The organism is Algibacter luteus (genome assembly GCF_900141715.1).
Taxonomy (GTDB): Bacteria; Bacteroidota; Bacteroidia; order Flavobacteriales; family Flavobacteriaceae; genus Arenitalea; species Arenitalea lutea.
The window spans coordinates 169,174-195,209 of sequence record NZ_FQYK01000002.1; the positions used below are offsets into that span (position 1 = coordinate 169,174).

The 26,036-nt window shown below is 33.3% G+C and carries 12 protein-coding genes; 6 read left to right on the top strand and 6 right to left on the bottom strand.

Features of this window, described 5'->3' with window-relative positions; genetic code table 11:
- Positions 1 to 32: 32 nt before the first annotated feature.
- The 6 genes from BUA46_RS04230 to BUA46_RS04255 are packed head-to-tail and all read left to right on the top strand — an operon-like array spanning position 33 to position 10,167.
- Complete coding sequence (locus BUA46_RS04230) at positions 33 to 1,235, top strand: HupE/UreJ family protein (RefSeq protein ID WP_019387512.1); 1,203 nt, start codon at positions 33 to 35, stop codon at positions 1,233 to 1,235.
- A gap of 40 nt (positions 1,236 to 1,275) precedes the next feature.
- Positions 1,276 to 4,215, top strand: coding sequence for a non-ribosomal peptide synthetase (locus BUA46_RS04235; protein WP_019387513.1), 2,940 nt, complete (start codon positions 1,276 to 1,278; stop codon positions 4,213 to 4,215).
- Positions 4,216 to 4,218: 3 nt separating this feature from the next.
- A complete protein-coding gene (locus tag BUA46_RS04240) occupies positions 4,219 to 5,010 on the top strand; it encodes a class I SAM-dependent methyltransferase (RefSeq protein WP_019387514.1) in 792 nt (263 codons plus the stop codon).
- Complete coding sequence (locus tag BUA46_RS04245) at positions 5,007 to 7,013, top strand: condensation domain-containing protein (RefSeq protein ID WP_019387515.1); 2,007 nt, start codon at positions 5,007 to 5,009, stop codon at positions 7,011 to 7,013. The genes BUA46_RS04240 and BUA46_RS04245 overlap by 4 nt, the downstream gene beginning before the upstream one ends.
- A gap of 14 nt (positions 7,014 to 7,027) precedes the next feature.
- Positions 7,028 to 9,430 carry a condensation domain-containing protein gene (locus tag BUA46_RS04250; RefSeq protein ID WP_019387516.1) on the top strand — a complete coding sequence of 801 codons (2,403 nt, stop codon included), beginning with the start codon at positions 7,028 to 7,030 and terminating at the stop codon, positions 9,428 to 9,430.
- Between the two features lie 5 nt (positions 9,431 to 9,435).
- Positions 9,436 to 10,167, top strand: a complete 732-nt coding sequence (locus BUA46_RS04255; protein ID WP_019387517.1) for a 4'-phosphopantetheinyl transferase family protein — start codon at positions 9,436 to 9,438, stop codon at positions 10,165 to 10,167.
- 6 nt (positions 10,168 to 10,173) lie between these two features.
- On the opposite strand, the gene BUA46_RS04260 is transcribed toward BUA46_RS04255, so the two are convergent.
- The 6 genes from BUA46_RS04260 to BUA46_RS04285 all read right to left on the bottom strand — a co-directional run bounded on the left by BUA46_RS04260 (position 10,174) and on the right by BUA46_RS04285 (position 25,847).
- Positions 10,174 to 11,157: a PorP/SprF family type IX secretion system membrane protein gene (locus BUA46_RS04260; RefSeq protein WP_019387518.1), complete on the bottom strand. Its 984-nt coding sequence runs from the start codon at positions 11,155 to 11,157 to the stop codon at positions 10,174 to 10,176.
- Between the two features lie 22 nt (positions 11,158 to 11,179).
- Positions 11,180 to 19,420 carry a T9SS type B sorting domain-containing protein gene (locus BUA46_RS04265; protein WP_035106246.1) on the bottom strand — a complete coding sequence of 2,747 codons (8,241 nt, stop codon included), beginning with the start codon at positions 19,418 to 19,420 and terminating at the stop codon, positions 11,180 to 11,182.
- Positions 19,421 to 19,495: 75 nt separating this feature from the next.
- Positions 19,496 to 22,165 carry a PorP/SprF family type IX secretion system membrane protein gene (locus BUA46_RS04270; RefSeq protein ID WP_050981770.1) on the bottom strand — a complete coding sequence of 890 codons (2,670 nt, stop codon included), beginning with the start codon at positions 22,163 to 22,165 and terminating at the stop codon, positions 19,496 to 19,498.
- Between the two features lies 1 nt (position 22,166).
- Complete coding sequence (locus BUA46_RS04275) at positions 22,167 to 23,606, bottom strand: T9SS C-terminal target domain-containing protein (protein WP_019387521.1); 1,440 nt, start codon at positions 23,604 to 23,606, stop codon at positions 22,167 to 22,169.
- Positions 23,607 to 23,751: 145 nt separating this feature from the next.
- Positions 23,752 to 25,077: a hypothetical protein gene (locus tag BUA46_RS04280; RefSeq protein ID WP_019387522.1), complete on the bottom strand. Its 1,326-nt coding sequence runs from the start codon at positions 25,075 to 25,077 to the stop codon at positions 23,752 to 23,754.
- Between the two features lie 323 nt (positions 25,078 to 25,400).
- Positions 25,401 to 25,847, bottom strand: coding sequence for a hypothetical protein (locus BUA46_RS04285; protein WP_019387523.1), 447 nt, complete (start codon positions 25,845 to 25,847; stop codon positions 25,401 to 25,403).
- Positions 25,848 to 26,036: the final 189 nt, after the last annotated feature.

Genomic DNA, 26,036 nt, shown 5'->3' on the forward strand with positions numbered 1-26,036 from the left:
ATTTTAGTAAAACTCAAAAATCAATTTTAAATATGAAAAAATTATTATTCCTCTTTGCATTACTTTCATCAAGTTTCATTTATGCTCATGCGCCAAACTCTAGCTATATTTTTTTAAGAATTTATGAAAAAGATGGTATAGAAGGGCGGTTTGAAATTAATGCTACTGAAATAAATACATTTTTTAATTTAAATATACCAAAGAATGCCAAAATTGAGGATATAGCTCCCTATAAAGACTTAATTCAAGAATACATACGCAAAAATGTTTCATTCAGTTCAGAAATGGGTGATTATAAAATAGTCTTTGAAGAATTGGGCTATTTACCAATCAATTATGGTAATTTTATGGAATTTCATTTTCGTTTAGAAGAGGTTAAAACATTACCTGATAATTTAAATATCTATTATAATATAGGTTTTAAAGAAGACAAAAGCCATAAGGGTTTTTTAACAGTTGAGTATAACTGGAAAGCAGGAATGATAAATAATGAAGCCGTAATTGCTCTAGATTTTTCTCCGTCAGAACCAAACGATACTTTAAATTTAAGCGAATCTTCGGTTTTAACAGGATTTATTGCGATGATAAAGCAGGGTGTTTGGCATATATGGATTGGTATAGACCATATATTGTTTTTATTAGCACTTATTTTACCTTCAGTTGTAAGAAGAAAAAACAATACTATTTTCGGTTGGGAACCAGTACTAAATTTTAAAACCGCTTTCATTTATATTATTAAGGTGGTTACCTTTTTTACCATTGCTCATACTATTACGCTTACACTGGCTTCTTTAGAATTGGTCACTTTGCCATCACAACTCGTTGAATCAATAATCGCGTTTTCTATAGGGCTGGCGGCTTACCATAATATTCGACCAATTTTCAAAATGAAAGATTGGATTATTGCTTTTATATTTGGATTATTCCATGGTTTTGGTTTCGCGAGTGTTTTAAGCGATTTAGGATTAACAGGAGAATTTTTAACCTTATCACTTTTAGGATTCAATTTAGGTGTTGAAATAGGGCAACTGGTCATTATTATTGGTATTTTCCCATTATTATACCTAATTAGAAATTATAAATTTTATCCTAAATTTTTAGTTTACACATCAGTTCTACTAATAATTATCTCACTATATTGGTTTATTGAACGCGTTTTTGATATCAACTTGTATATTGATGACTATATATTTCAATTTGCTTATAATACAGCAAAATGGCTAGGTTTAAAGTAATATTTTGAATAATAATTTTACTAAAATGACTTAAAAAACTATGGCTGAAAAAGACACAAATAAAGCATCTCTTCTCGCTAGGTGGAAAAGCAAAAACAAGGATGATGCATCTACAAACGTTATAAACAAAGCACCAACTGGTATTAATATTCCGTTGTCTTACGGACAAAAGCGACTATGGCTTTTACAACAGTTGAATCCTAATAATGCTTTTTATAACTATTCAGAAGCCTATACATTTAAAGGTAACCTTAATCATAGCTCAATAATTGAAAGCTTAAAACAAATACATCAACAACATGATATTCTCAGAACAACATATCATATTGAAAATAATGAAATTTATCAAAAAGTAAACCATACTGCAGAATTAGATATTCAGCAATATGATTTTACAAATTTATCTGATGATGAATCTAACTCTGAAACTCAAAAGATAATTGAATCACATGCGAAACACTATTTCAATTTAACTAAAGGACCACTGATTAAAACAGTTTTAATTAAAATAAGTGAAACTCGCCATATTCTGCAAATCACCATGCATCATATCATAACAGATGAATGGTCTTTGAGAATTTTAAGAGAACAATTGTCGAAACTTTATCAAGCTAAAATCTTAAATACCAAAATACCTAAAAACTATACGAATATTCAATATGCTGATTTTGCGTATTGGCAACTAAAGCAAGGTGTAAAAAGTGTTCATTTAAACTATTGGAAACAGCAACTTTCTGGAGATATTCCAACCTTAAATTTCCCTACAGACTTTTCTAGACCTATACAGACTAAATTTAAAGGTGCCATTTCAAAAACTGAAGAATACAGCAAAGAATTCTCTAAAAATATTTTAGCGCTTTCAAATTCTTTAGATATTACACCATATGTATTAATGCTTTCCGCTTTTTATGTATTTCTGCATAGATGTAGCGGACAAACAGATGTACTAATTGGATCACCTATTAGTAACAGAGACCATAAATCGTTAGAAGATGTACTAGGCTTTTTTATCGACACAATTGTTTTACGAACTCAAATTGACCCAACCGCATCCTTTAAAGACTTGGTTTCTGAAGTTAGACAAAACACATTAGATGCCTTCTCAAATAAAAACATCCCTTTTGATGTATTGGTTAAAGAGTTAAAAGTATCGCGAGCATTAGCTACAAACCCCTTTTTTCAGGTTATGTTTGTTTATAATGAAAAAGTTGAAATACCCGCTTTTAGTGAAGACTTAAAATTAAATCATAAACTATTAGACCCCAAAGTTTCAAAATTTGATTTAACACTATTTGTATCTCATGAAAATGATAAATTAAGTACGACGTTCGAATATTCAACCGAGCTTTTTGAAGCATCAACAATACAAAGATTTCAAAACTATTTTAAATTACTTTTGGAAAGTATTGTAACAAATCCTTACGAAACCATTGGCAAGCTACAAATGCTCACGCCCTTTGAAAAACAATTATTCTTAAACCAAAAATCAGAAACTCAACATCACTTTGGAGACTACAATTGTATACACGAAGTAATAGAAAACATTAGTAAAACTAATCCAAACGCTGTAGCTGTTTCTTATAAAGACAATTCTTTAACCTATAAAGAATTAAACGATAAGGCCAACACTCTAGCCACCTATATATTACCTCATATAAAAAGGCCTAACGAAATAGTCGGGTTGTGTTTAGATAGATCTGTGGACATGATAGTAGGAATGCTAGCTATTTTAAAAGCTGGTTGTGCTTATTTACCAATAGATCTGGAATACCCAAAAGAAAGAATTCATTTTATGCTTAACGATGCTGAAGTTGGCACTATTATTACCCAACAAAACGCAGTTAATTTATCCAATAGCAGTAATGTTAGAATGATAAATATTGATAATCTAGATCTGTCATTAAATTTAAAAACTTCAGATTTACCAGTTTCGAAAGCATCAAATGATGCTTATATAATTTACACCTCTGGTAGCACAGGGAGACCTAAAGGAGTTCCTATTACTCATCAAAATATTATGCACTCAACGAGTGGAAGACTAGATTTTTATGATAAAAATCCATCTGCTTTCTTGCTTATGTCGTCTATGTCTTTTGATAGTTCTAAAGCTGGAATTTTCTGGACCCTTTGTACTGGTGGAAATTTAGTTATTACCGAAAAACGCATTGAACAAGACATCGAAAAAATAGGACAAATAATTCTAGAAAAAGCTGTTAGTCACACTTTAATGCTACCTTCATTATACAAAATGTTGCTAGAATATATTGACACTAACAAACTTCAAAGCTTAAACACTGTAATGGTTGCAGGAGAAGCATGCTATTCATCGCTTTGCGATGCCCATTTTACCAAGCTACCGAATGTTAAATTGTATAATGAATATGGGCCTACCGAGGCCAGTGTATGGTGTATTGCTCATGAAATTGTAGAAAAAGACATAAACAGAATGTCGATTCCTATAGGCAAACCAGTTGCGAATGCTAAAATTTATTTAATGGACGATTATTTAAATCTAGTCCCATTTGGTAGTATTGGTGAAATATACATTGGTGGACCTGGTTTAACAAATGGTTATATTAATAGGCCTGAATTAAATAAAACTTCTTTTGTTGTAAATCCATATAACACTTCAGAAAAACTCTATAAGACAGGAGATTTAGGTAAATATAATAATGATAAAACTATAGCCTTTTTAGGAAGAGCAGACCAACAAATAAAAATTAGAGGCTATCGTGTAGAATTAAATGAGATTGAAAAAGCGATTAAATCTTATAATGAAACAATTGAAGAGGCTTTTGTTTTAATAAAAGATGATACATCAAATTTTGATTTAAAAGAAGCTAATGAATTCGAGAGGGAAGACAACTTAATGCAGCTTTTAGAGCAAATGGATGAAATTGAAATTGAAACAATTGTTTCTTCGATAAAAACGCTAGATTCAAATCAAAAAAAATACCTACTTAGTCAATTAGAAGCATAAGTTATGAGAAAAATTAAGAGATCTAAAGCATTTGAAGTTGTATTAACCATAAATGATGAACAATTTATTCGTCCACCTAAAGATGCTCAAAGAAATGCCATTGTGAATAGAGCACTTAAAGAGTTTGTAGGTAGTTTAAATATTTTAGATGCACAAGCTAAACATTTTGTTCCAGGAGCAACTTCACACTCCTTTAAAGAGGATAGATCACAAAAGGTTTTAGAAGAACAAGAAATCATGGAAGATTGGCAAATTCCATTGATGAAAGAAATGGCAAAAACCATTGCTGAAGATGGTGGCGATATTTTAGAAATAGGCTTTGGAAGAGGCGTTTCTGCCAATATGATAATGCAATACCCGATAGACTCATATACAACAATTGAATGTAATGATGATGTTGTAAAAACGTATTTTGAGACGTTTAAAAACGAACATTCAGATAAAAATATTAAACTTGTACATGGTTTATGGCAAGACACCATAGACTCTTTGACTGAATTTGATGGCATTCTATTTCATACATATCCTTTAAATGACGATGAGTATATGCAATATGTTAATGGCAGCATAACCTTTGCAGAACACTTTTTTGAACACGCAACAAAACATTTAAAACTAGGCGGTTCTTTTACTTATTTTTCCAATGAAATTGACTCTTTAAGTAGAGAACATCAGCAATTATTATTAAGACATTTTTCTTCTTTCAGTGCCAAAGTAATTCCTTTAGAAATGCCAAACGATGTTAAAGACACTTGGTGGGCTAATTCCATTTTGGTAATTAAAGCGATAAAATGAAACAAGAAAATCTAGAACATACAATTGAGCAACTTTCTGTAGACGAAAGAAAACTTTTAATGTTTAAAGCCAAAGAGGTTCTTAAAAATAAAACAGTATTAACTAATCCTGACGCTCAAAAAAGAATTGTAGCCTATATTAAAACAGAAGTTTTACTAAATAAAGAGGAGCTTAAGTCCCATTTAAAACAAAGACTTCCGGATTACATGATACCTTCATCCATTAATGTAATTGATGTAATACCGCTGTTACCTAACGGGAAAGTTGATAAGAAGAAATTACAAAAACTTAAAAATACGGAAGACAGCTTAGAAACCTTTGAAAGTGATATTATTGAGCCAAAAAACGAAATAGAATCCACTCTGGTTGAAATATGGGAAGAAGTTTTAGGGTTTTCTCCAATAAGCACAAACGACAACTTTTTCGAAATTGGCGGAGATTCAATATTAAGCATCCAAATTGTTGCACAAGCTAGAAAAAAAGGAATTCATTTAAAAGCAAATCAATTATTCGAAAATCAAACCATATTAGAACTCTCAATGTTTACAACTGCTGTAAACAAGGATGCAAATGCTGTCGAAAATAAAATTGAGATAGCAGGGGAAATACCCCTAACTCCAGTGCAACATTGGTATTTTGAAACCCATCGAAATGCACCACATTTTTGGAATCAAATTATAGATTTACAACAAATAAATACCACTTCCAGCAAAATTTTCGAAGACATTTCGAAACAATTAATTTCGAACCACGAGGCATTAAGATTGAGTTTTAATAAAAAAGATGAAGGTAAATGGCAAGCCTTTATAAAACCATCAAACGAAATTAACAGCTACCTCGAGTTTAATTTAGGTAGTGAAGACAGTGTTTCATCTCAAAATAATAAAATAGAAGAAATTGTATTAGAAATACAAGAAAATACGAATTTATCAGAAGGAAGTTTATTTAAACTTATTTTCTTTAATTGTAATAGTTTACAATCAAATAGAGTTGTCATAATAGCACATCATTTAGTTATAGATTTAGTGTCATGGAATATTATTGTACAAGAAATAGCCAATACTATTAATACCATTAATAACGATTTTATTTTAGAAACCAATCATAACAAAACCGCAACAATAAAAGACTGGGCAAATTATTTGGATAAATTTTCAAGTAGTAATTCTCTGTTAGAAGAGCTTAACTATTGGAATTCTCAAAAAAACGACAATAAGAATTTTCCAACCGATTATACTTCAAACTCTCACATCTATCTAGAGAATTCTATATTTACACAACACGTGACATTAGACACTGAGCAAACAAAATTATTAGTTCATAATGCGAATGAAACCTATAGTACCAAAGTTGAAGATCTGTTAATTGCTGCTTTAATTGCAACTTTATGTGATTGGGGAAATTTGGAATACCTATTACTTGGTCTGGAAAGACAAGCAAGAAATATTGACACTCAAGATATAGACGTTTCAAATACAGTAGGATGGTTTACCTCCTTTTTTCCAATTGCTTTAAACTACAATAAAACGCAAGGTTTAGGTACTCATATTAAAGGGATAAAAGAAGAATTAAGAACAATTCCTAGTAACGGCATAGGCTTTGGAGTTTTAAAATATCTGTCAAATACTAACACCTCAAAATTAAAGGAATTACAACCTAAAGTTATTTTTAACTATTTTGGTAAAGCAAATACCAACGAAAAAAACAACGAAGTAGGTTTTAAGTTTATGGAATCTTCTACAAGAGACATGCAAAGTGAGCGTAATTATGAAATAGAAATTAACACACAGATTATAAATGATAATTTATATGTTAATTGGAGTTTTACTAAAGATTTGTATAAAGAAGAAACGGCATTAATACTGACAGAAAAGTTTATAGAAAATTTAAAATTAATTATTAAATACTGTATAACACAAGATAATATAACATATACACCCTCCGATTTTCCCGAAGCCAATATTAATCAAGATGATTTAGACAACCTATTAGGTCAATTTTAATTTGGTAGTTACCCATGATAAATAAAAAACAATCTACAGTAGAAGCTATTTATCCCTTAAGTTATATGCAGCAAGGGCTTTTAATACATCACTTATCTAGTGAATTGGATCAGGGGTTTTTAAATACTGAATGTACATTAACCGGTGATTTTGACTTGACATTATTTCAAGAATCTTGCGCTTTTATTGTGAACCGACATGATGTTTTACGTTCTACCATTCACTGGAGAAACCTTGAAAAACCGTTGCATGTTTTTCATAAATCAAAAGAAATTGAAATCGAATATTTAGATTGGATTGAAGCTTCTTCAACAGAAAAAAAAACAAGCTGGGATAAACTAAAAGAAGACGCTTATAAGAATGGAGCTAAACTAGAAACAGGAGCTTTGTTAAGAATAACTATTGCAAAAATCTCAAATAGCCAGTTTAAAATGCTTTGGCCAATGCATCATATTTTATTAGATGGCTGGTCAGGAAGCATTATTATAAAAGATTTATTTAGCGTTTACAATAGTTTATACTTTAAAAAAACGCCTCAACTAGACACACTACCAAATTATAAAGCATATTTAAAATGGACTAATGAACTTCCTGAAGAAGATGCTAAAGTTTTTTGGAAGGATTATTTAAAGGATTATAAAACTCCTCTCCTATTTAGTAGCAACATAATTACTACTGATAAAGTAGAAACTACAATTTCCAATACATTCAACCTTTTTGAAAAAGAAACAAACCAAATTAAAGATTATTGTAAAGAAAATAAAATAACCGTAAACACGCTAATACAGTGTATTTGGTCTCTGGTACTTGCAAAATTTTTTAATACAAAAGATGTTGTGCATGGAACTACCGTTTCTGGAAGAGCAGGAGATTTTCCAAATATTGATTTGCTGGCAGGAATGTTTATGAATGTGCAACCTGTAAGAAGCAAAATTGATGAAAACATGACGTTTTCTAATTGGTTTCAAAACATGCAAAAACTTCATTTCGAAGCTAGAAAATTTGAATACCTCAGCTTAGAGACACTTTATGAATATATAAATTGGTCTGAAAACTCAACGCTTTTTGATAGTTTGGTTGTATTTGAAAATTATCCAGCACTAAAAGCAGAAAACAACATTTTAGAAGTTTCAGATATTAAAAGTGGATTAACATCTACATATCCTGTGACGCTGGCAGTGCTTCCGGGTATTGAAACTAAATTTGTACTAACAACATCTTCTAAATATGTTGATTCAGACATGGCGCTGTGGCTAATCAACTCATTAAAAAAAGTACTAGAATTAATTACTATAAAAGAAATAACCAAATATTCAGTTCTAATTAAAAGTATTGATGATTTTAAAAAATCAGGCTCTGAGCAAATTGATAAAAATAACTCAGTAATTAGTGATGCTTATATCGCACCTAAAAACAATACAGAATTACAACTATTACAAATTTGGGAAAGTTTGTTAGGAATAAATCAAATAAGCACAAAAGCTAATTTCTTTGAACTTGGAGGTAAATCTTTAGTTGCGGTAAAAATGTTTACACTCATTAATAGAAAATTTAAAACAAAACTATCTGCAACTGCATTATTAGAACATCCTACTATAGAAAAACTTTCTAATTATATTTCATCTGATTCTAAGACGGAATCTTGGAAATATGTAATACCTATAAAATCAAAAGGTGATAAAAATCCGCTTTTTTGTGTACATGGTGGTGGAGGCTATGTTATATTCTTTAATCCACTATCCAATGCTTTAAACGATGATATTCCAGTTTATGCTTTACAACCGGCTGGATTAAATAATGACAGTACAATGCACGATAGTATAGAAAAAATGGCTTTAGATTACGCTAAGGAGATTAAAGAAGTTCAACCTAATGGCCCTTATAATATATTAACTTATTGCTTTAGTCCTGCTGTAGGAATAGAAATTGCAAATATTTTTAAAGAAAAAGGAGAAAGAACAAACTTGATTGTAATTGATAGTATAATCAAACAAGAAGATTTTACCGACCCTGAAAGAATAAAAATGCGCATTTATGGTTTCTTAAATCGTGTTTTGAAAAATCCTATCAATGCTGTAAAGTTAATGACCATAAATAACTATCGAAGATTTTTAGAGCCCATGGTTATAAAACTATTTGCTTCAAGTAGCAAAAAGAATCTGGATAAAATTACTCGTAATTTGGTCAAAATTTATATAAATTATGGTTGGTATAAAAACCACACCGATGATGTTTTACTAATATTAACAGAGAAAGCAGATAAAAAGCTAAATCCTACATATATTAAATCTTGGGAAGGTATCACCAACGGTAATGTTGAAGTGCGATATACAACCGGAAAGCACCATGAGTTATTTAACTCACCTCATATAGAATCTATAGCAAATCACATTGAAAATAGTATTTATAAAAAATAATAATCTTGAGTTTTTCAGTTGATAAAAATATATCATTAGATAAAAATGAAATCCATATCTGGTTTATCAATTTTAATATTTCCGAAAAATATTTTACTTTATTAAACTCCTTTTTATCCGAAGATGAAATTCTTAAAGCCTCTAAATTTAAATTTGAAAAAGACAAAAACTGTTCTATTATTACTAGAGGTGCCTTACGATTACTTTCTGGAAAATATTTAGGCTTAAATCCTCAAGAAATAAAATTTAAATATGGTGATTTTGGCAAACCTGCCTTTAATTTTGAAACGCCACTAAAATTTAATGTCTCCCATTCTGGAAATATTGCAGTTTTAGGTTTTTGTTTACATGAAGACATTGGTGTAGATATCGAAGTCATGAAAGCTAATTTTAATGTATTTGATATTGCATCAAATTACTTTTCAAGTTCCGAAATTGAGGCTTTAAAAATATTACCCAGAGAAGAACATACTAAAGGGTTTTACAGATGCTGGACTCGTAAAGAATCATTTATAAAAGCAAAAGCAAAAGGGCTTTCATTTCCTTTAGATTCATTTTCTGTTAGTATAGATTCAGATATAAAAGCAGAACTTTTAGAAACCAACTGGGATTACAGTGAAAAAGAATTATGGAAGCTATTTTCATTTTCATCACAAGAAAACTACATCGGAGCAGTTTCAGTTAAAGGCCAAATTCAAAAAGTAAACTATTTCAATTTCAAAGAATTTTTCAAATAAACTAAACTATTTACGCACCGCACTCTGTGTACAAGGGCAGTTACTAATTCCCTGCAAGAAGTTTAGTCCAATAGTTACTACGTGTGTTCCAGAGTTGTAAGCAGACAACTCATTTGTTGTAATTTGATAGGCATAACCAAAGTAGAAAATAGATTTTTGAAAGCCTACCATCGGACCAATATTTAATGGTTTAAGAAGTTGATCGTTCAAGAATCGATACGAAATACCCGCCCAAAAATAATCGTAATCTCTATTGTATTTTCTTAGTTTAAAGTTTAAATCTGTACTAGAACGTTTATCACTACTAAACATTTGATAGTAAATTGAAGGTTCAAATTCTAACCCACTTTTCTTAGGACCTTTAAAGGTATAACCCGTATAAATTTGATAATTTAAAAGTAGATTTGGTTCCGAAACTCTTATAGATTCATCAATTTTCTTATCTAAAATATTATTGGCGTTGAAGCTAAAAAAGGCACCTTTATATCGTAATAATGCTCCGATATCGAAATTGTTATTCGACGTTCTTCTATCATCGGTAACAAACGGGTCGATTATTGGGTTTTCGTAAGTTGTATTGAAGTTATCAATATCAATTCTGAAATTATTAATGTTATATGAAATACCAAATGATAAATATAATTTTGAGTAATAATCTAAAACCAAATGATGCGCAAACGATATTTTACCACCTGTCTGGATTGTATTTCCATTTCTATCATTATATAATGAAATACCAACACCAGACCGGTCTGCTATTCTAACATCGGCATAAATTGATTGATTGTCTGGAGCATTTTTAATACCTACCCATTGTGTTAAGCCGTTTGCTCGTATTTTTAAATTATCTCCAATACCAGCATAAGTCGGTGATACTACAAAGTCGTTATCGGCTAGGTGCTGCGTAAATACAGGTAAATTTAATTCTTGACCATAGCCACTTGCCATAACCACGAACACCAGATATATATATAATTTTTTAATTTGCATAATTCTTTAATTTAGTATCCGTTTATCTGTATAATGTAAAGTGTCCTACAAATTCACGTTTATCTCTCGGCTCATTCAATTTTACAACATACCAATAATCACCAGAGGGCAACTCAACGCCTTTATATTTCCCATCCCATTTATCGCCAATTTTTAGTGTGGCTACTTTTCTTCCGTATCTGTCAAAAATATTGAAGGTTAAATTTTGGTATTGCTCAGCACAACCTGGGCCCCATTCATCTAAATTACCATCGCCATTTGGGGTGAAATAATTCGGAATACAAACATCAATAAATTCAAAGAATCTAGAAGCTGAAACTTCACAACCATTGGCATCTATAACCGTTACGGTATAGTCAGCAGATTCAAAAATTAAAAAAGTATTTTCGTTTCCAAACGATTGTCCGTTAAGTAAGAATTCATAAGGTTCTGCGCCTCCAGATGCTGATGCCACAATTTCATTGAGACCGCCATCTGCGATTGCTAAAGCAAGAGGTTGAAAGGTTTCAATTTCAAAAGGAATGCCGTTATCCGTAATTTGAACACAACCATTTGGATGGCGTACTTCGATGTAATGCGAACCAGGAGATAGGTTTTCAAATACGCCCGTTCCGGTTGCAAATGGGCCTCCATCTAAAGCATATTCTAAAACTGAAGTATCGGCAATACTCGAATTTACACTAACGGTAACTGTATTGGTTACCGTATTAGTATTATTGGCATCATTAATACATTCATAATCTATATCGGCTATAGGTTCTAAAACGATGGGTTCTGCTAAAGGAATTGAAAATGGACTATCGCCACCACAATTACTATTATCTAAGACATAAACCATTTTTTCACCACCTTCTAAATTATCAAAAGTGTAGGTGGTTGTTCCTAATGGTAATTGAATATAATTTACATCATCTAAACTCACACTATACGGAGGTTCACCTCCTAAAATTTCAATACTAAAAGAGCCTGTTGTATCACCATCACAAGGTGCTTCACTGAGTATCGTGTATGTGAATCCTAACGGTGCTGGTTGATCAATATCAAAGTTATAAGTCACATAACAACCCAATTCATCTTGTACAACAATATCATAATTACCAGGTGCTAAATTTTCAACATCGGCCAAATCAAAAAACTGATCGAGCTGTGGTGAAATTGCATATTTTATAAAACCTGATCCACCAGAAGCAGTGATTTCTAAAATACCGTCGTTTTCTCCATTACAGGTAACATCAATTGGATTAAATGACACATCTAAAGGTAGTGCCGCATTATCGATTGGTGCCACAGCAGAAACTACTAAACAATCTCCACTATCTACTTGCACTTGATAATTGCCTACAGGTAAGTTTGTAAACACTCCCGGACTATCTTGAGTTACCGGTGTTATTGGATTTCCTGAAGTATCTTGTAAAGTATAAACGTAGTTACCAAGGCCACCTTCCGCTGAAGCAATAATAACTCCATTATCATCTCCGGCACAACTTATGGTTGCATTTGTTGTATCTAGACTTACCGTAAGAGTTGGTAACGGATCGTTAGTAATACTGTTTGAAACTTGTGCAGAACAGCCATTAGCATCTCGAACATAATACCTGAATGTTCCTGTTGAAACTGAGAAAGTTACAGATGACACAAAAGTTCCGATGACATTTGTGAATGTGGCTGTATCGCTATATTCGTAAATACCTGTTCCGCCTGTGGCACTTAATGTTAAAGTTGCCATCGTGGTACATGTTTGAGACGTTGCTTTTACTAAACTAGCTTCTACTTCAGTTGGTTGAGAAATGGTAACATTAGAAGTAGTGAACTCACAATTATACCCATCTGTAACAACCACGTTGTATGTTCCTGCTCCTAGCCCATTAAAAATTGGTGAAGTTTGCGGACCTGAAGAGCTCACAACAGGTGTAACCATGTTTAAAGTATATGTATAATTTGATCCTTGACCACCAGTAACACCACTAACAGTTATACTTGCATTGGTATCTCCAAAACATGTTAGCATACTAGGTGTTGCGTTAATTGTGGCGTCTATTGGTGTTGGTAAAATAAGTGAAATATTATCTGAAACGATACATCCGCCAGCGTCCATAACATTTACAGTGTATGAACCTGCAGATAAATTTGTAAAGGTCCCATTAGGTGAATAAGCTACTGTTGCAGCACCTGTTAATTCGTACTGATAATTTCCCCAACCTCCGCTTGCTGTGGCTGTAATTGTACCTTTATCATCATCACAAGTAACGTTTGAAGTTTCTGAAATGACTAAGGCTAATGGTTCTGATGGAGATGGAATAATTACTGACGCCGTTGCAGAACAAAACGGACTTGCAGTTTCGGTTAAAACTACCGTAAATGATCCCGCCGACATGCCTGAAACTAATTGTGGGTTGGTTGACGTATTTGCCGCAATAGGACCTAAAACAGATACCATCGAACTATCAAAAACCTCATAAGTATATGGTCCGGAATATCCACTGACACTTATTTCGAATTCGCCATCGTTGGCTCCAAAACAGGTTATCGCAGAAGGCGTAGTTGTTATTGAAGGAGATAAAGCTTCTGGAAGTACTACAGTAACATCTTCTGAACAGCTAGTTACTGTATCTGTAATAGTAACAACATAAGTCCCTGAAGGTACTCCAGAAAACACATTACCAGATAACGTAATTGAAGCAGGATTTGGGCTAATAGAATAGGTATATGAACCTGTTCCGCCTGACCCGGTTATAGTAATTTCACCATCATCATTATTACAAGTTGGTAAAATGGTTACACTTGGTGTTAATGCTAAAGAGGCTTCAATATCCACCGTTACTATATTTCCACAATTGTTTGCATCTCTAACCTCAACGGTATGCGTTCCTGATGATAAATCAGAAATTGTAAAAGGGGCTGTTCTATTTTGAAAAGCTCCTCCATCTATACTAAAACTATAAGGCGCTATTCCTGCTGAAGTCAATGTTACATCTATCGCGAAATCACCTTCTGAAACTGTACATTGATTATTTACATTTGCTGTGATTACAGGTTCTGGATCTGATGGCAAAACAATTATTGGTGTAGATTGTATACAACCATAAGCATCTTGTGCATGCACATAATAGCTATTTGCATCTACATTAAATGTACTTGCCGATGACCACAGTGGATCTGTGGCTACAGGCGGAATTGCTGATGTTGTTATCTGATATAAGTATGGAGGCGTTCCTTGACTTGCAATAGCACTAATAATTCCTGAATTAGGATTACAATTAGCTGGCTTATCAACATATGCATTGACTTCTAATAATTCAGTTGATTCTCTAATTTCAAAAATAGCTGATGCTGATTGACAACCATCATAAGACCCTGTACCGCTTTCAGTAAATCGGATATAATATTGACCTGGAGCCAAAGTTCCTGGTGCAGGAGTAGTAATTGTTTCTGGTGTTCCGAAAGTTACTGCTATACTGGTTGGTCCGCTTACTGAAACGTTCGTATAGGCAGTAAAAATCTCATATTCAACAGAAGTCGTTGTGCTATCAAAATTATCAATAGTAAAGGTTACGCTTCCATTATTTTCACCTTGACAAACCACATTATTAGGAACAACAGATGACGTTAAAGTGGAAGCCGGAGCGATTGCTGAATCCGCAGATTTTACATAATAACAGTCGGTAACTAAATCATGAACCACAAAAGTATAAACAACACCTGGAGTTAAATTGGTAAATGTTCTTTGGTTGGGAAATCCAACATCAGATGGAAAATAAGTTAATGTATAAGGAACTGTATTGAATTCTAAAATACCAAATTCATAGCTTCCACTTCCCACAGCCGAAATCGCTTCAACTACAGCTGTTCCACCTGATGTACAATCAGGTACGGTTGTAGTTACATCGATTAATAAATCTGATGGTGGTGAAGCTATAACTTCTTGCTTAGACAAACTACATCCATTAGCATCTACTGCGGTTATAGTATAAGTTCCAAAGTTGATAATATTAAACGTATGGTCTTCATTTGATACCGCTGAATATGGGCTTCCAGGTATAACATCGCCAAAATTATTTGTAATGTAATACGTAAAAGCCGTCGTTCCTCCAGTTACATTTTGTATCGTGATAGAACCTAGACTTGAACCACCCGGATTATTACAAGTAATATCTACTTTGGTTAAAGCAAAATCGATTGGAATTGGTTCTGAAATGGTAATTGTTTCGGTATCCGAACAAGAATTAGCATCGGTTAAAGTAATGGTATAATCGCCTGCTGATAATCCTGAAGCTTGAGTTCCGTAATCGGTACTTGTTGTATTATTATAAACATTAAATGTGAAGGGTGCAGTCCCCACTGAATTATTAATTGTAATTTCAATAGCTGCATTACTATCGCCACTACATAAAATCGGTTGAGTCTGCGTTACCGAAAGTATTTCTGGTAAAGAAATAGCATTAATTGTTTGTACGCCGGATTCGGCAATACAACCATTAGCATCTGTAATTTGAAATTGATAAGTTCCGTCGGTAGCCGCAGTATGGGTAAAAGTAGTTCCTGTTACGGAATTAGAGCCACTGTAAGCACCTCCATTAAATGAAACTGCATAAGTAAATGGCGTTGTTCCTCCAGAAATATTTCCTGTTATGATACCGTCGGGCGATGCTGTACAATCTAAATCTTTAGTAATTACTGTGCTTACAGTTATAGGAGGTAACGGCGCTATCGTATAAGTTTCGCTATACGTACATTCGTTTGCATCTTTAACTTGAAAAGTATAGGTGTCAGGACTTAAACCAGAGAACACATTCAAACTTTGGTAAGGTGTTACAGCTCCTGAAGGCGCAATTATTTGATATTCTAAAGGTGTTGTTCCTCCTGTAGTCCCTGTAATGGTTACATCTGAAGTCAGGGCGGGACAACTAACTGGTGTGTTAGAGAAATCCATATCCGTAGGTGGATCTAGTGAATCAATTGTAATTGGAGCTGCTATAAATGCACATCCACTTGAGTCTTGAACAGTTACCGTATAGGTTCCATCGGTTAATCCACTGAACGTTGTGCCAGTTTGAAAATTTACACCATCTAAACTATATGAATAAGGCGCTGTACCTCCACTTACACCAGATACTGTTATAACACCATCTGATATACAAGTATACGGAGACGTTAAAGTGGCCGTTCCTGTTACCGTTGCCAGTGTGTTTATTGTTATGGTTTGTGGCGATGTTACGCAGGCATCTGGACCAGAACTATATTGCACAACCACATCATAAGTTCCATCGGCAAGTCCAGTAAATACATTTGAATTTGAAAACGTGGTGCCATTATCTATACTATATTGTAATGTGTTTCCATTAGGATTAGTCACGTTTATTGTAATGGAGCCTGAATCACCTTGATCTGAACATGCAATATCGGTTTTACTCACTGTAAAATCAGGAGCAGGTACTGCTTCTACAGTTATTGATGTTTGTGCAGAACAGTTATTTGAATCTACTACAAGAATATCATAAACTCCTGCTGTTGAAACTGGTATGATTGGTGTGGTTTGAAATGCGCTTGATCCATTCACAAAGTAAAAATATGGAGGTGTGCCGCCAGTTGGATACACTGTTATTTCACCATCAGTACATGTTAACGGTTTTGTTAAGGCCGAAGTGGCTTCTAACAACGGAGGTTCAATAATTTCAATATCTTCTGAGTGTATACATCCATCTTCAGTTGAAACATCAATCGTATACGTTCCAGGATTTAAGTTCGAAAATGTATAATCGTTTTGAGTAATTGGTCCAACACTATTTACCAAAGTTCCTCCTTGAGAAATCGAAAAGAAATATTGTGGTCGTACATCGTTAGCAGCCACCGAAACACTTCCCAATTCTCCATTACAATAAGGTTGCGTTATAATTGTTGAAACTGTAAAATCTGTTTGTCTAATTTGAACGTCAGGAACGGTAAAAATACAAGGGTTTGGGTCTACTCCTATTTGTCTAATATAAACATCATATATACCCGGTGTATTCACCGAAAACACATTACTAGCTTGATAGTTTACACCATCAATACTATATTCATAACCACTTGGAACGTTACCTACAACAATTTCACCTGAAGTAGTACAATAAATATCTCTAGAAGTTACCGTTGGAACGAGTAAATTCGTATAAATATTAAAATAAAACTGGTTGAAACATCCACCGTCGTAGTTTAATGTTAATCGATACTGACCTGCAGTATCTGCTAAAAAATTTGGTCCTGTTGTTACTTGATTCCAAGTACACGAAGCATCTTCATTGGCACAATCTGGATTTGACACAGCCGTACAGCTCGATTCATCTAATTGTTCCCATATAATAGATGTTGTATCCGTAATATTGGTTTCAATAAGTCTTGGTCCGTTGCCTCCACATAAAAAGATATTAGGTAATTCTTTACCATCATTAGGGCAAATTACAACTTGGTCTGCGTACGGAATTACAGGATTAGTAACTCCTGCGCCAAAAGTAACCACTTCAAAAACTTGTTCGGTAGACTGACATGGTGCCACTGCAGTATTCCATACATAATACGTTCCTGTTGAAGTTACGGTTATAGATTGTGTTGTTCCTATTACAGGAGAACCCGTGGGACTTGTAGACCATGAGTAAGAGTCGTATCCGTTTCCTGAAGTTAAAACTGTACTAGCACCACAAAGGATAACTTCTTCTTCAAAAGTACAATCAATATCAGCTAAAAAATTAGTTGCACCAGGTGTTAATAAACAGCCGGTATTAGTGTTAAAACTTGGGTCGTCTGATATGGTAAATGTTGGGTTTAAAGTTCCGTTATATGTGGAGTACGCTTGATTGCTAATTATATTCGAACAGGCATCGGTTAACAAACTACACGTTGATACCACAGTTACTTTAAAACGAATTTCTTGTACAGGATCGTTCTCTTCAACGATTGAATTGTCCACAGCAAAAACAATCTCTCTTGTTGTAGGATTATAACTTTGTACTGTAACACCAGCAGGTAATGAAACAATATCTGCAGGGTAATTAAATACAATATTTGTTGGAAGAATATCTCTTATTATAAGATTAGTGGCGTTATCATTTCCGGTATTTTGAAAACCTAAAATATAGTTTAACTCGTCACCAAGATTAACCAATTGCCCGCCAATATCATTGCCAGCAGCATCTTCAACTATTTTTGTTAAAACAATATATGGTTCTATAATATCTACCGCTAAAGAGAAAAAATATGGAAAATAGGTATCTCCACTAGTTTCCAATCGTACCGTAGCAGAAGTCGCATCGTTAGCAATAACTGAGTTTGCTGGATTAGGGACAACCATCACACCCGTATCAAATCCAAGTGTGTTTGTACTATTTGGGTTTCTATTGTTAACAGGTAACGCACTCAATTGTGTTACTGAACTATTAAAAAAGTTTGTTGCGGGTCTATCGGCAGTAGAAAGATTTAATCCATTTAGTAATAGTTGATCTCCTAAAATTGGACTGTCGCCTTCTAAAGTTGCAAATGCAAAATTAGCTCTAACAGGTGCAGGTGCAGGAACTGTTCTAAATCCTGCAACGGGAATATCTAATGTTGGATTAGCTCCAGGAATACTAATGGCACTAAACCCATCAAAACTAGTAATAGATTTACCTGGTAAAGTTGGGTCTTCATAAACAATATAAAGCGACCAACCTGCTGAATGCCCCGTATTATTTCCAAAATCTCCAGTTCGACCCTGAGCACTTGAAACATTCGCAACTGTATACGTTCCTAAATCATTAGCTAATCCTGTTACAATATTAGTTACATCGGCAAAACAGGCATAAGGAAAACTATCACCAGCATCAACCGAAGTTCCGTTGGCATCAAAAATAACCGTACCAACTATGTCGTTATAACCACCTGTAGGCCCTTTAAACTTTACATTTGTAAAAGGTTCTGCCCCTTCTGTAACTGCTCCCCAATACAATCCGGCATGTATAATTCTATAACATCCAGGATTTGGAATTGTTAAGTCGGCACTGGAAGAATTAAAAGTACTTGGATCTCCGTCAATATCAATATATACCATGTTTACGGTATGGTTGTACACCGACCCATCATTAAAAGCATTATTATCTGGCCCCAATATGTTATTCCCAATTAACTGGATATCTCCTTTTAAATCTTGATTAAACCGTGGCGTAAAAGGAACAAAATTTTGCGCAAACATTTGCAAGCTCAAAACGAGTAGCAATAATACGAGGGCCGTATGTTTTATAGTAGGTTTTTTCATAGTAATAATATTTATTCTTTCTTTTTTACTTGGGGCATTTTCAAAAAGAAATTATAATCATTTTTGTTATTCCAATTAATTTTCAATTTTAACCATAGCCATTTTACTATTGTATGGTTTATTTCCTTTGTTATTATCTAAAGCTGTTTTAGCTTCTCCTATTCCATCATACTTTTCATAGTAGATATAATATTTACTTGTATTCACATCGAAAAAGAAATTGATATCTTTTTGTCCAGCAGCAACGGCTTTCTCTAAAAAGGCATCCCTTTGTGCTACATCTGTATGAACCGCAATAACTAAATAATAACCAGATTCAACTTTACTTACATTTTTAACAATTTGAATATTGCTTAACGCTTCACCATGATTAAAATCTTCCGATGTTAATGGTTGTGAACTCGGTTGCGTAAATTTCTTAATACGCTCTAAAGTGGCTCTATCTTTAAAATATCTATCATCTTCATTATCATAAGCAGCACGTTTAATTCGTCTTCGTTTCTCATAATCTGTTGCCACCTTAATATCATCCAATGTTGTCATTAAGTTTTGCAACATATTTTTAGATTGTATTTGCTCTGATTTTAATTCTTGAATCGCGTTTGCATATGCCACATTTACTGCATCCTCTTTGCTCTTTACCTTTTTAAGACGGTCTCTATAAAGCTTTTCAATCTCTGTAATTTTAGCATTACCAAATTCTATTGAATTATTTATTTTGAGTTTCAAGCTTTCGATAACCGCATTTTCAGCAGAAACACTTTTAAATGCTTTTGGAGCACTAACTATGCCTTTTTCACTTAAATCGTTCTCCTCTTTTAAATCGTTTAAATCTTGTTGCTTAATTGCAACTTTAGCACTCAATTCATTCAACATTAAACTTTGTTCATCCGAAGTACTACTTATAACTTTTTCAAGTTCATTTAAAGATTTCGTTGCTTCATTAAGTGGAGCTTCTTGTGCTTTAGCTTCTGCTTCTTCGGCGATTCTTGCTTGTTCTGCTTGAATTCTCGCTTCCTCAAGTGCTTTAGCTTTTCTGTCAGCTTCGGCCTGAACTTTTGCTTCTTCGGATATTCTGGCTTGCTCTTCTTGTTCTGCTTTTAATCTTGCCGCTTCAACTGCTTTGGCTTTTGCGTTAGCTTCGGCCTGAACTCTTGCTTCTTCAGCTATTCTGGCTCGCTCTTCTTGCTCTGCTTTCAACCTCGCTTCCTCAACTGCTTTGGCTTTTGCATCTGCCTCAGCTTTAATTCTTGCTGCCTCAGCTATTCTGGCTCGCTCTTCTTGTTCTGCTTTTAATCTTGCTGCTTCAACTGCTTTGGCTTTTGCTTCTGCTGCTGCCCTAACTCTGGCTGCCTCAGCTAATCTGGCTCGCTCTTCTTGCTCTGCTTTCAACCTCGCTTCCTCAAGTGCGTTGGCTTTTGCGTCTGCCTCAGCTTTAATTCTTGCTGCCTCAACTATTTTCGCTTGCTCGTCTTGTTCTGCTTTTAATCTTGCGTCTTCAAGTTCTTTAGCTTTAACTTCTGCTGCTGCCCTAACTCTGGCCGCCCCAGCTATTCTTGCTTGTTCTTCTTGTTCTGCTTTTAATCTTGCAGCTTCAATTTCTTGAGCTCTTGCCTCTTCTTGAGCTTGAATTACAGGTTCTTCATTTATTTCATTCTTAACTTTCGTTGTTATGACTTTATCGGAATTAGCCTCGGTGTTATCAGAAGCCACTGTAACTTTTTTCTTTGATGTTTTTGATTTTGAAGTGTTTCTTCGTTTAGCAATTGGTCTTCTTTTACTATTAGACGGTATTAACAATGCTTCTTCATCATCGTCACCAGCATAATCGTATCTATTTCTATTATTAAATTTATAGGCCAAAGTAAAATCGTGGGCGTTTCCAAAAGTTGAAAAACCGCCAACGCCTTTTTCGTAATTATATTCGATTACTATTTGCGGACTAATATTTAAACCTATTCCAGCAGAAAAGGCATACAAACTATTGTATCCGCCTTGAAACCAAATTCCTTTTGGTACCATTAACATTACCATTGCTCCAACTACAGTTTGATCTTTTCTTAATTCTGCGCTGACTAAACCTGTGAACCTGCTTTCATCAAAAAAACCTCTGCTATTCATATAGCCTGTGTACATGATGTGTGCTTGAAAACTGTGCTCTGGGTTATCTTCTATCATTTTAGAAGACGTGACATTATATGAAACTAAGTTATTAACAGAAAGTCCAAAATCTAAAAATTCTGTTCCATAATTTATTCCCGGGTTCAAAGTAATAACTGAATTTGATGGCACGTCATCAAGCGATGAATCGGGAAAATTCGTAATTACGCTTCCATCGTTAATTCCACTTTTGTAAAACCCTAGGTTCATACCAAAAGTCAAATTGCTGTCCCTATCAAGAACAGCATTATATGCAAAATTAGCAACACCTCCAAAGGCCGTTAACACCCCATAATTTTGTTGAAATAGCGAAATTCCGGCTCCTATATTCTCTCGGAACCTCCCGGAATACGAGAACAAATAGGTTTGTTGCGCGTTATCAAATTGTGCCCATTCTCTCTTACTATTAAAACTAATATATTTGTTTTGCTCTCTAACAAAATTGAATGTTGGGTTAATATATTGTCGGTTAAATTTTAACGAATTTCTACTAGGCATGTTAAACGCAACAACTCCATCGTCTTGAGAATAGAGCTGCTGTGTAATACAGAAAAATAAAACTATATGTAATAGATATTTTTTCATGCTATTTGACGACCGTGATCGTGCCTTTTTTTGTTTTACCGTTTGAAGGGGTTATGACATAATAATACAAAGGGTTTATATCTTGAAATTCAATATTATTATCTGGCCAATTATTTTGATAATCATTCGTACTAAACACAATATTTCCTTGAGCACTGTAAATAGTAATTATGGTATTAGTACCACTAACATATTGTTGAGGAATTTCCCAGGTATCATTAGTACCATCACCATTAGGACTTATAACATTTGGAATTTCAGCAACATCTGGAAATGCAGATCTTACTATAAAAGGAAACTCAGTTTCTGCGTTGCAACCAGAAGTTTGCGTCACCACAACTTTATATGAGCCTGTTTGTGTTATTTGGTAACTATTTCCTGAAGCTTCACTAATCATGGTATCATTTAAATACCATTTAAAATCAGGGCTGTTCGCTGAGGTTGTAACCGTGGCAATTAAACTTTCGTTATCGTTTAAATTATTAATTTCTTCAACGTTAATGCTACTTGTAAAATCGGTGTTCTCTAAGTCTATAGAGGCACTGGTCATGCAGTTACCTAAATCGATATTTACGGTATAAGTTCCTGACTCATTAGTATCGTACATTTGGCTAGTTGCACCAGAAATAGCTTCGCCATCTTTAAACCATTGATAAGCATCTGCATTAATCGCACTTAAAGTTGTTGGTCCGTCTGCTGAACAATACGGATTTCCTAAACTAGAATTGATATTACTTGTTGAGCCTGATGAAGCTTCACTTACAGATACGCGATTTGAAAATGAATTTGATGTACAACTACCATAATTGGTTTCTGCAAAATAAGTTCCTGGTTGATTCACTAACAAAGTTTCGCCATCTGCAACAAATACTGATGTTGTAGGACTTGTTTCTTTAAACCATTTAAAAGTTAAAGATGGATAATTTAATGGTGAATCATTTGAAGGCCCTCCTGGGTTATCTATTGATAATAAATAGCTACCACCAGAACAATAAGCGCCTGAAGCAATTAAATTATTTATTGAAAACGGCGTGTCTTGTAATTTATAATATGCAGGAAAAGCGTTTGAACTTGAACTGATTGATGTTGGATTTGTACTTTTAACTCTTATTCTGAAATTTTCACCAGCTATTGTTGTTGGCAATGAAAAACTAATATTTACTGGAGATGTTGTAACCGCACCAGAAGCAGTGGTATGTACTGTAATAGGATTTGAAAAACTTCCGTTACCATCAGAAAGTTCTAAGATAAATTGATTTGAAGCACCTAAAGCTGATTCTGGGGAAAATGAAAACGAAACATTGTAAGTATTAAATGAAGGACTTGCGCATGCTTGTGTAAAACCTAAACTAGGTTTACTAATAACTATTTGTGCGTTAACCGTTCCATTTAATATTAAAATGAAACAAGCTACCGCATAAAATAGAGAAAAGTTCCTCATACAATTTTATTTTTTATAAAATAAAACAGCTAGAAACTTATACCATCCTACATGAAATGTTAGAGTTAGATTTATTTCCAATATCTTTAATAGGGTAATTTTTTAAGTATAGCTTTCTAGAGTTTTTTTTTAAATAATTAATTCTTTAATCCATTAGTAAATCTGAATCAACTTCGTTTGAAGCAATGATTTTATTGATTCTCAATCTAAAATCTGGTTTTCTAGTATTTTGTGCATCTATAAAGGTTTCATGATTATCACTTTTAGAGTACACATTATAAAAAGCACTATTGCCATACCAATTTTCTAAATCTTCGTTATTTGAGTTGTATTCAACAAAAATGTTTCCATTACAATTGTTAAATAGCATCGCATTGAACCCAATTTTTTCAAGATTTTCTTGATTTATTGAAATATTCTCATCTAATATTACGGCGGGATTAAACCCTGAAATAACACTTTTGTTCATATTTAAAGCAGCGTCAGCTCCAATAAAAACTGCTTCTTGTATTAAATTCATTTTAATATCATTAGCCAAATTTTCACTCGTATTTAAAAAAGTTAGGTTCTGAGCCTTTACTGTGGTATGGTCTTTAGAAAAATCAAATTCTTGTTTTTTATCGTATGATTTTACCACCATACATTTTGAACCCAAACCGTTTGAAGCATAAGGCGATCTAACTGCTAAGGAGTTAAACATATCTACTTGTGCACCATAATTAAATTTAAAGTCGATACCTTGAGATTTATACGACACCATTTTGTTTAATTTTAAATAACCTCCCCAAACTTCAACACCATTGCCTTCTGAATTAGAAACCATAATATTTGTAAGGTTTGTTTGCTCACCAACACCAGCTAGAAGTAAGCCATTGAAGTAACTATTTTCAGAAACTCTATTGCCAGCGTATTCAATTCTTATAAATGAGATATTACCAGAACATGATAACTTTTCGTCACCACCATAATTAGTGTGCACATAATCACTTCCGCTTAGATTTGGATAAAACATAGCAACAGATCCGGTGCCATATCTATTTATAGGTGCGTTGCCTAAAACGATTAGTCCACCCCAATCTCCAGGCCTTTTAACACTTCTGTTCGAAGAAAATACTATGGGATCTGTTTCAGTCCCATTTGCCATAAGGAGTGATCCTCTAGTTATGTTAAGTGACGCTTTTGTTTTATAATCGCCAAGAATAACTGTCCCTGGCTCTATAGTTAGAGTTGCACCTTGTGTTACAAAAACACTTCCTAGAAGTAAATACACTTCTTTTTTGTACAAGGTTGTGTTTTCAGAGATATTGCCAGCCAAAATTTTAGTTGGTTCTCCATAATCGTTTTGATTTGGTTTAAATTCTGCCCAATTATCAAGCCAATTTTCTTCACTGTAAATCCCTTTTTCTTGCTGAGCAAAACAATTTGCAACAAACACAAGTAGTATGAAAATGATTTGGGTAAAGTTTTTCATAGTCAAAATAGTTTAGTTAAATCAAAAAAACTTCGATTTAAAATAATACTCAAATATAGAAAAAAATCCATGAAATACTAATAATTTCGTTGAAATACATTAAAATTTGATTTTTTATAAGAATTTTAATCGATAAACCGTAAATGAATGAGCGAAAATTTTGGTTAAATATTAAATGTTTTGGAAGAATACATTTATTAAAAAATAAAAATTGATATCCAATTTTGATTTGACCTCATCTTTTTAAGAATAGAGCAATTAAAATTGGATATCAATTTTGTACTACAACTTTATGATTGAAAATAAAATTTTCTAAATATAGTCTATCTAAAATCGTTGTATTGATGTAGCGATTTCATAATTTCTTCATAAAACAATATACCAGCTATTAAATTTCCAGTATCTGAATATGGTAAATACTCTTTATGAAATTCGTTTGTGTTTTCAAGGTAATTATCTGTAGATTCGAATTGACCATCTAAAGCTTTTTTATTATCATTGCTAGTAGGAATACCTAAAGTAGCCATTGTTACCCCAGGCTTAGTAGCGAAAGCAACATAAGGCAATGTTTTTACAAGTACCTGTACTCTTTCGGAATATAAAGCTATTAACTCACCTTTCTGCATACGGTCCAATTCACCTTTATTGTGATATTTACCTATTGATGTTTTCTCGCTTATAAAGCTCTTAGGCAGTTTCTTTTTTTGTGCAAAACCAATGCCAGTAAAGAGAAAAAGGCTTATACTGAATAAAATAATCTTCACTTTCATGTTATAGATTTAAGGGTTTAGAATACAAATTTATGTAATTTATCGTAAAAAACAAGCGTTTTATCGAATTATTTTATAAACAGTAATACTATTGTAGCCTTAAGCCTACAAATAAATTATTCCCAAAACGGCTAAATATTGAAATCCAATTATTTACTTAGTGAAATCAAAATAAGAGTAACAATAAAT

Coding starts and splice junctions, on each gene's coding strand:
- BUA46_RS04230 (WP_019387512.1), top strand. CDS start 33: ATGAAAAAATTATTATTCCTCTTTGCATTACTTTCATCAAGTTTCATT.
- BUA46_RS04235 (WP_019387513.1), top strand. CDS start 1,276: ATGGCTGAAAAAGACACAAATAAAGCATCTCTTCTCGCTAGGTGGAAA.
- BUA46_RS04240 (WP_019387514.1), top strand. CDS start 4,219: ATGAGAAAAATTAAGAGATCTAAAGCATTTGAAGTTGTATTAACCATA.
- BUA46_RS04245 (WP_019387515.1), top strand. CDS start 5,007: ATGAAACAAGAAAATCTAGAACATACAATTGAGCAACTTTCTGTAGAC.
- BUA46_RS04250 (WP_019387516.1), top strand. CDS start 7,028: ATGATAAATAAAAAACAATCTACAGTAGAAGCTATTTATCCCTTAAGT.
- BUA46_RS04260 (WP_019387518.1), bottom strand. CDS start 11,157: ATGCAAATTAAAAAATTATATATATATCTGGTGTTCGTGGTTATGGCA.
- BUA46_RS04265 (WP_035106246.1), bottom strand. CDS start 19,420: ATGAAAAAACCTACTATAAAACATACGGCCCTCGTATTATTGCTACTC.
- BUA46_RS04270 (WP_050981770.1), bottom strand. CDS start 22,165: ATGAAAAAATATCTATTACATATAGTTTTATTTTTCTGTATTACACAG.
- BUA46_RS04275 (WP_019387521.1), bottom strand. CDS start 23,606: ATGAGGAACTTTTCTCTATTTTATGCGGTAGCTTGTTTCATTTTAATA.
- BUA46_RS04280 (WP_019387522.1), bottom strand. CDS start 25,077: ATGAAAAACTTTACCCAAATCATTTTCATACTACTTGTGTTTGTTGCA.
- BUA46_RS04285 (WP_019387523.1), bottom strand. CDS start 25,847: ATGAAAGTGAAGATTATTTTATTCAGTATAAGCCTTTTTCTCTTTACT.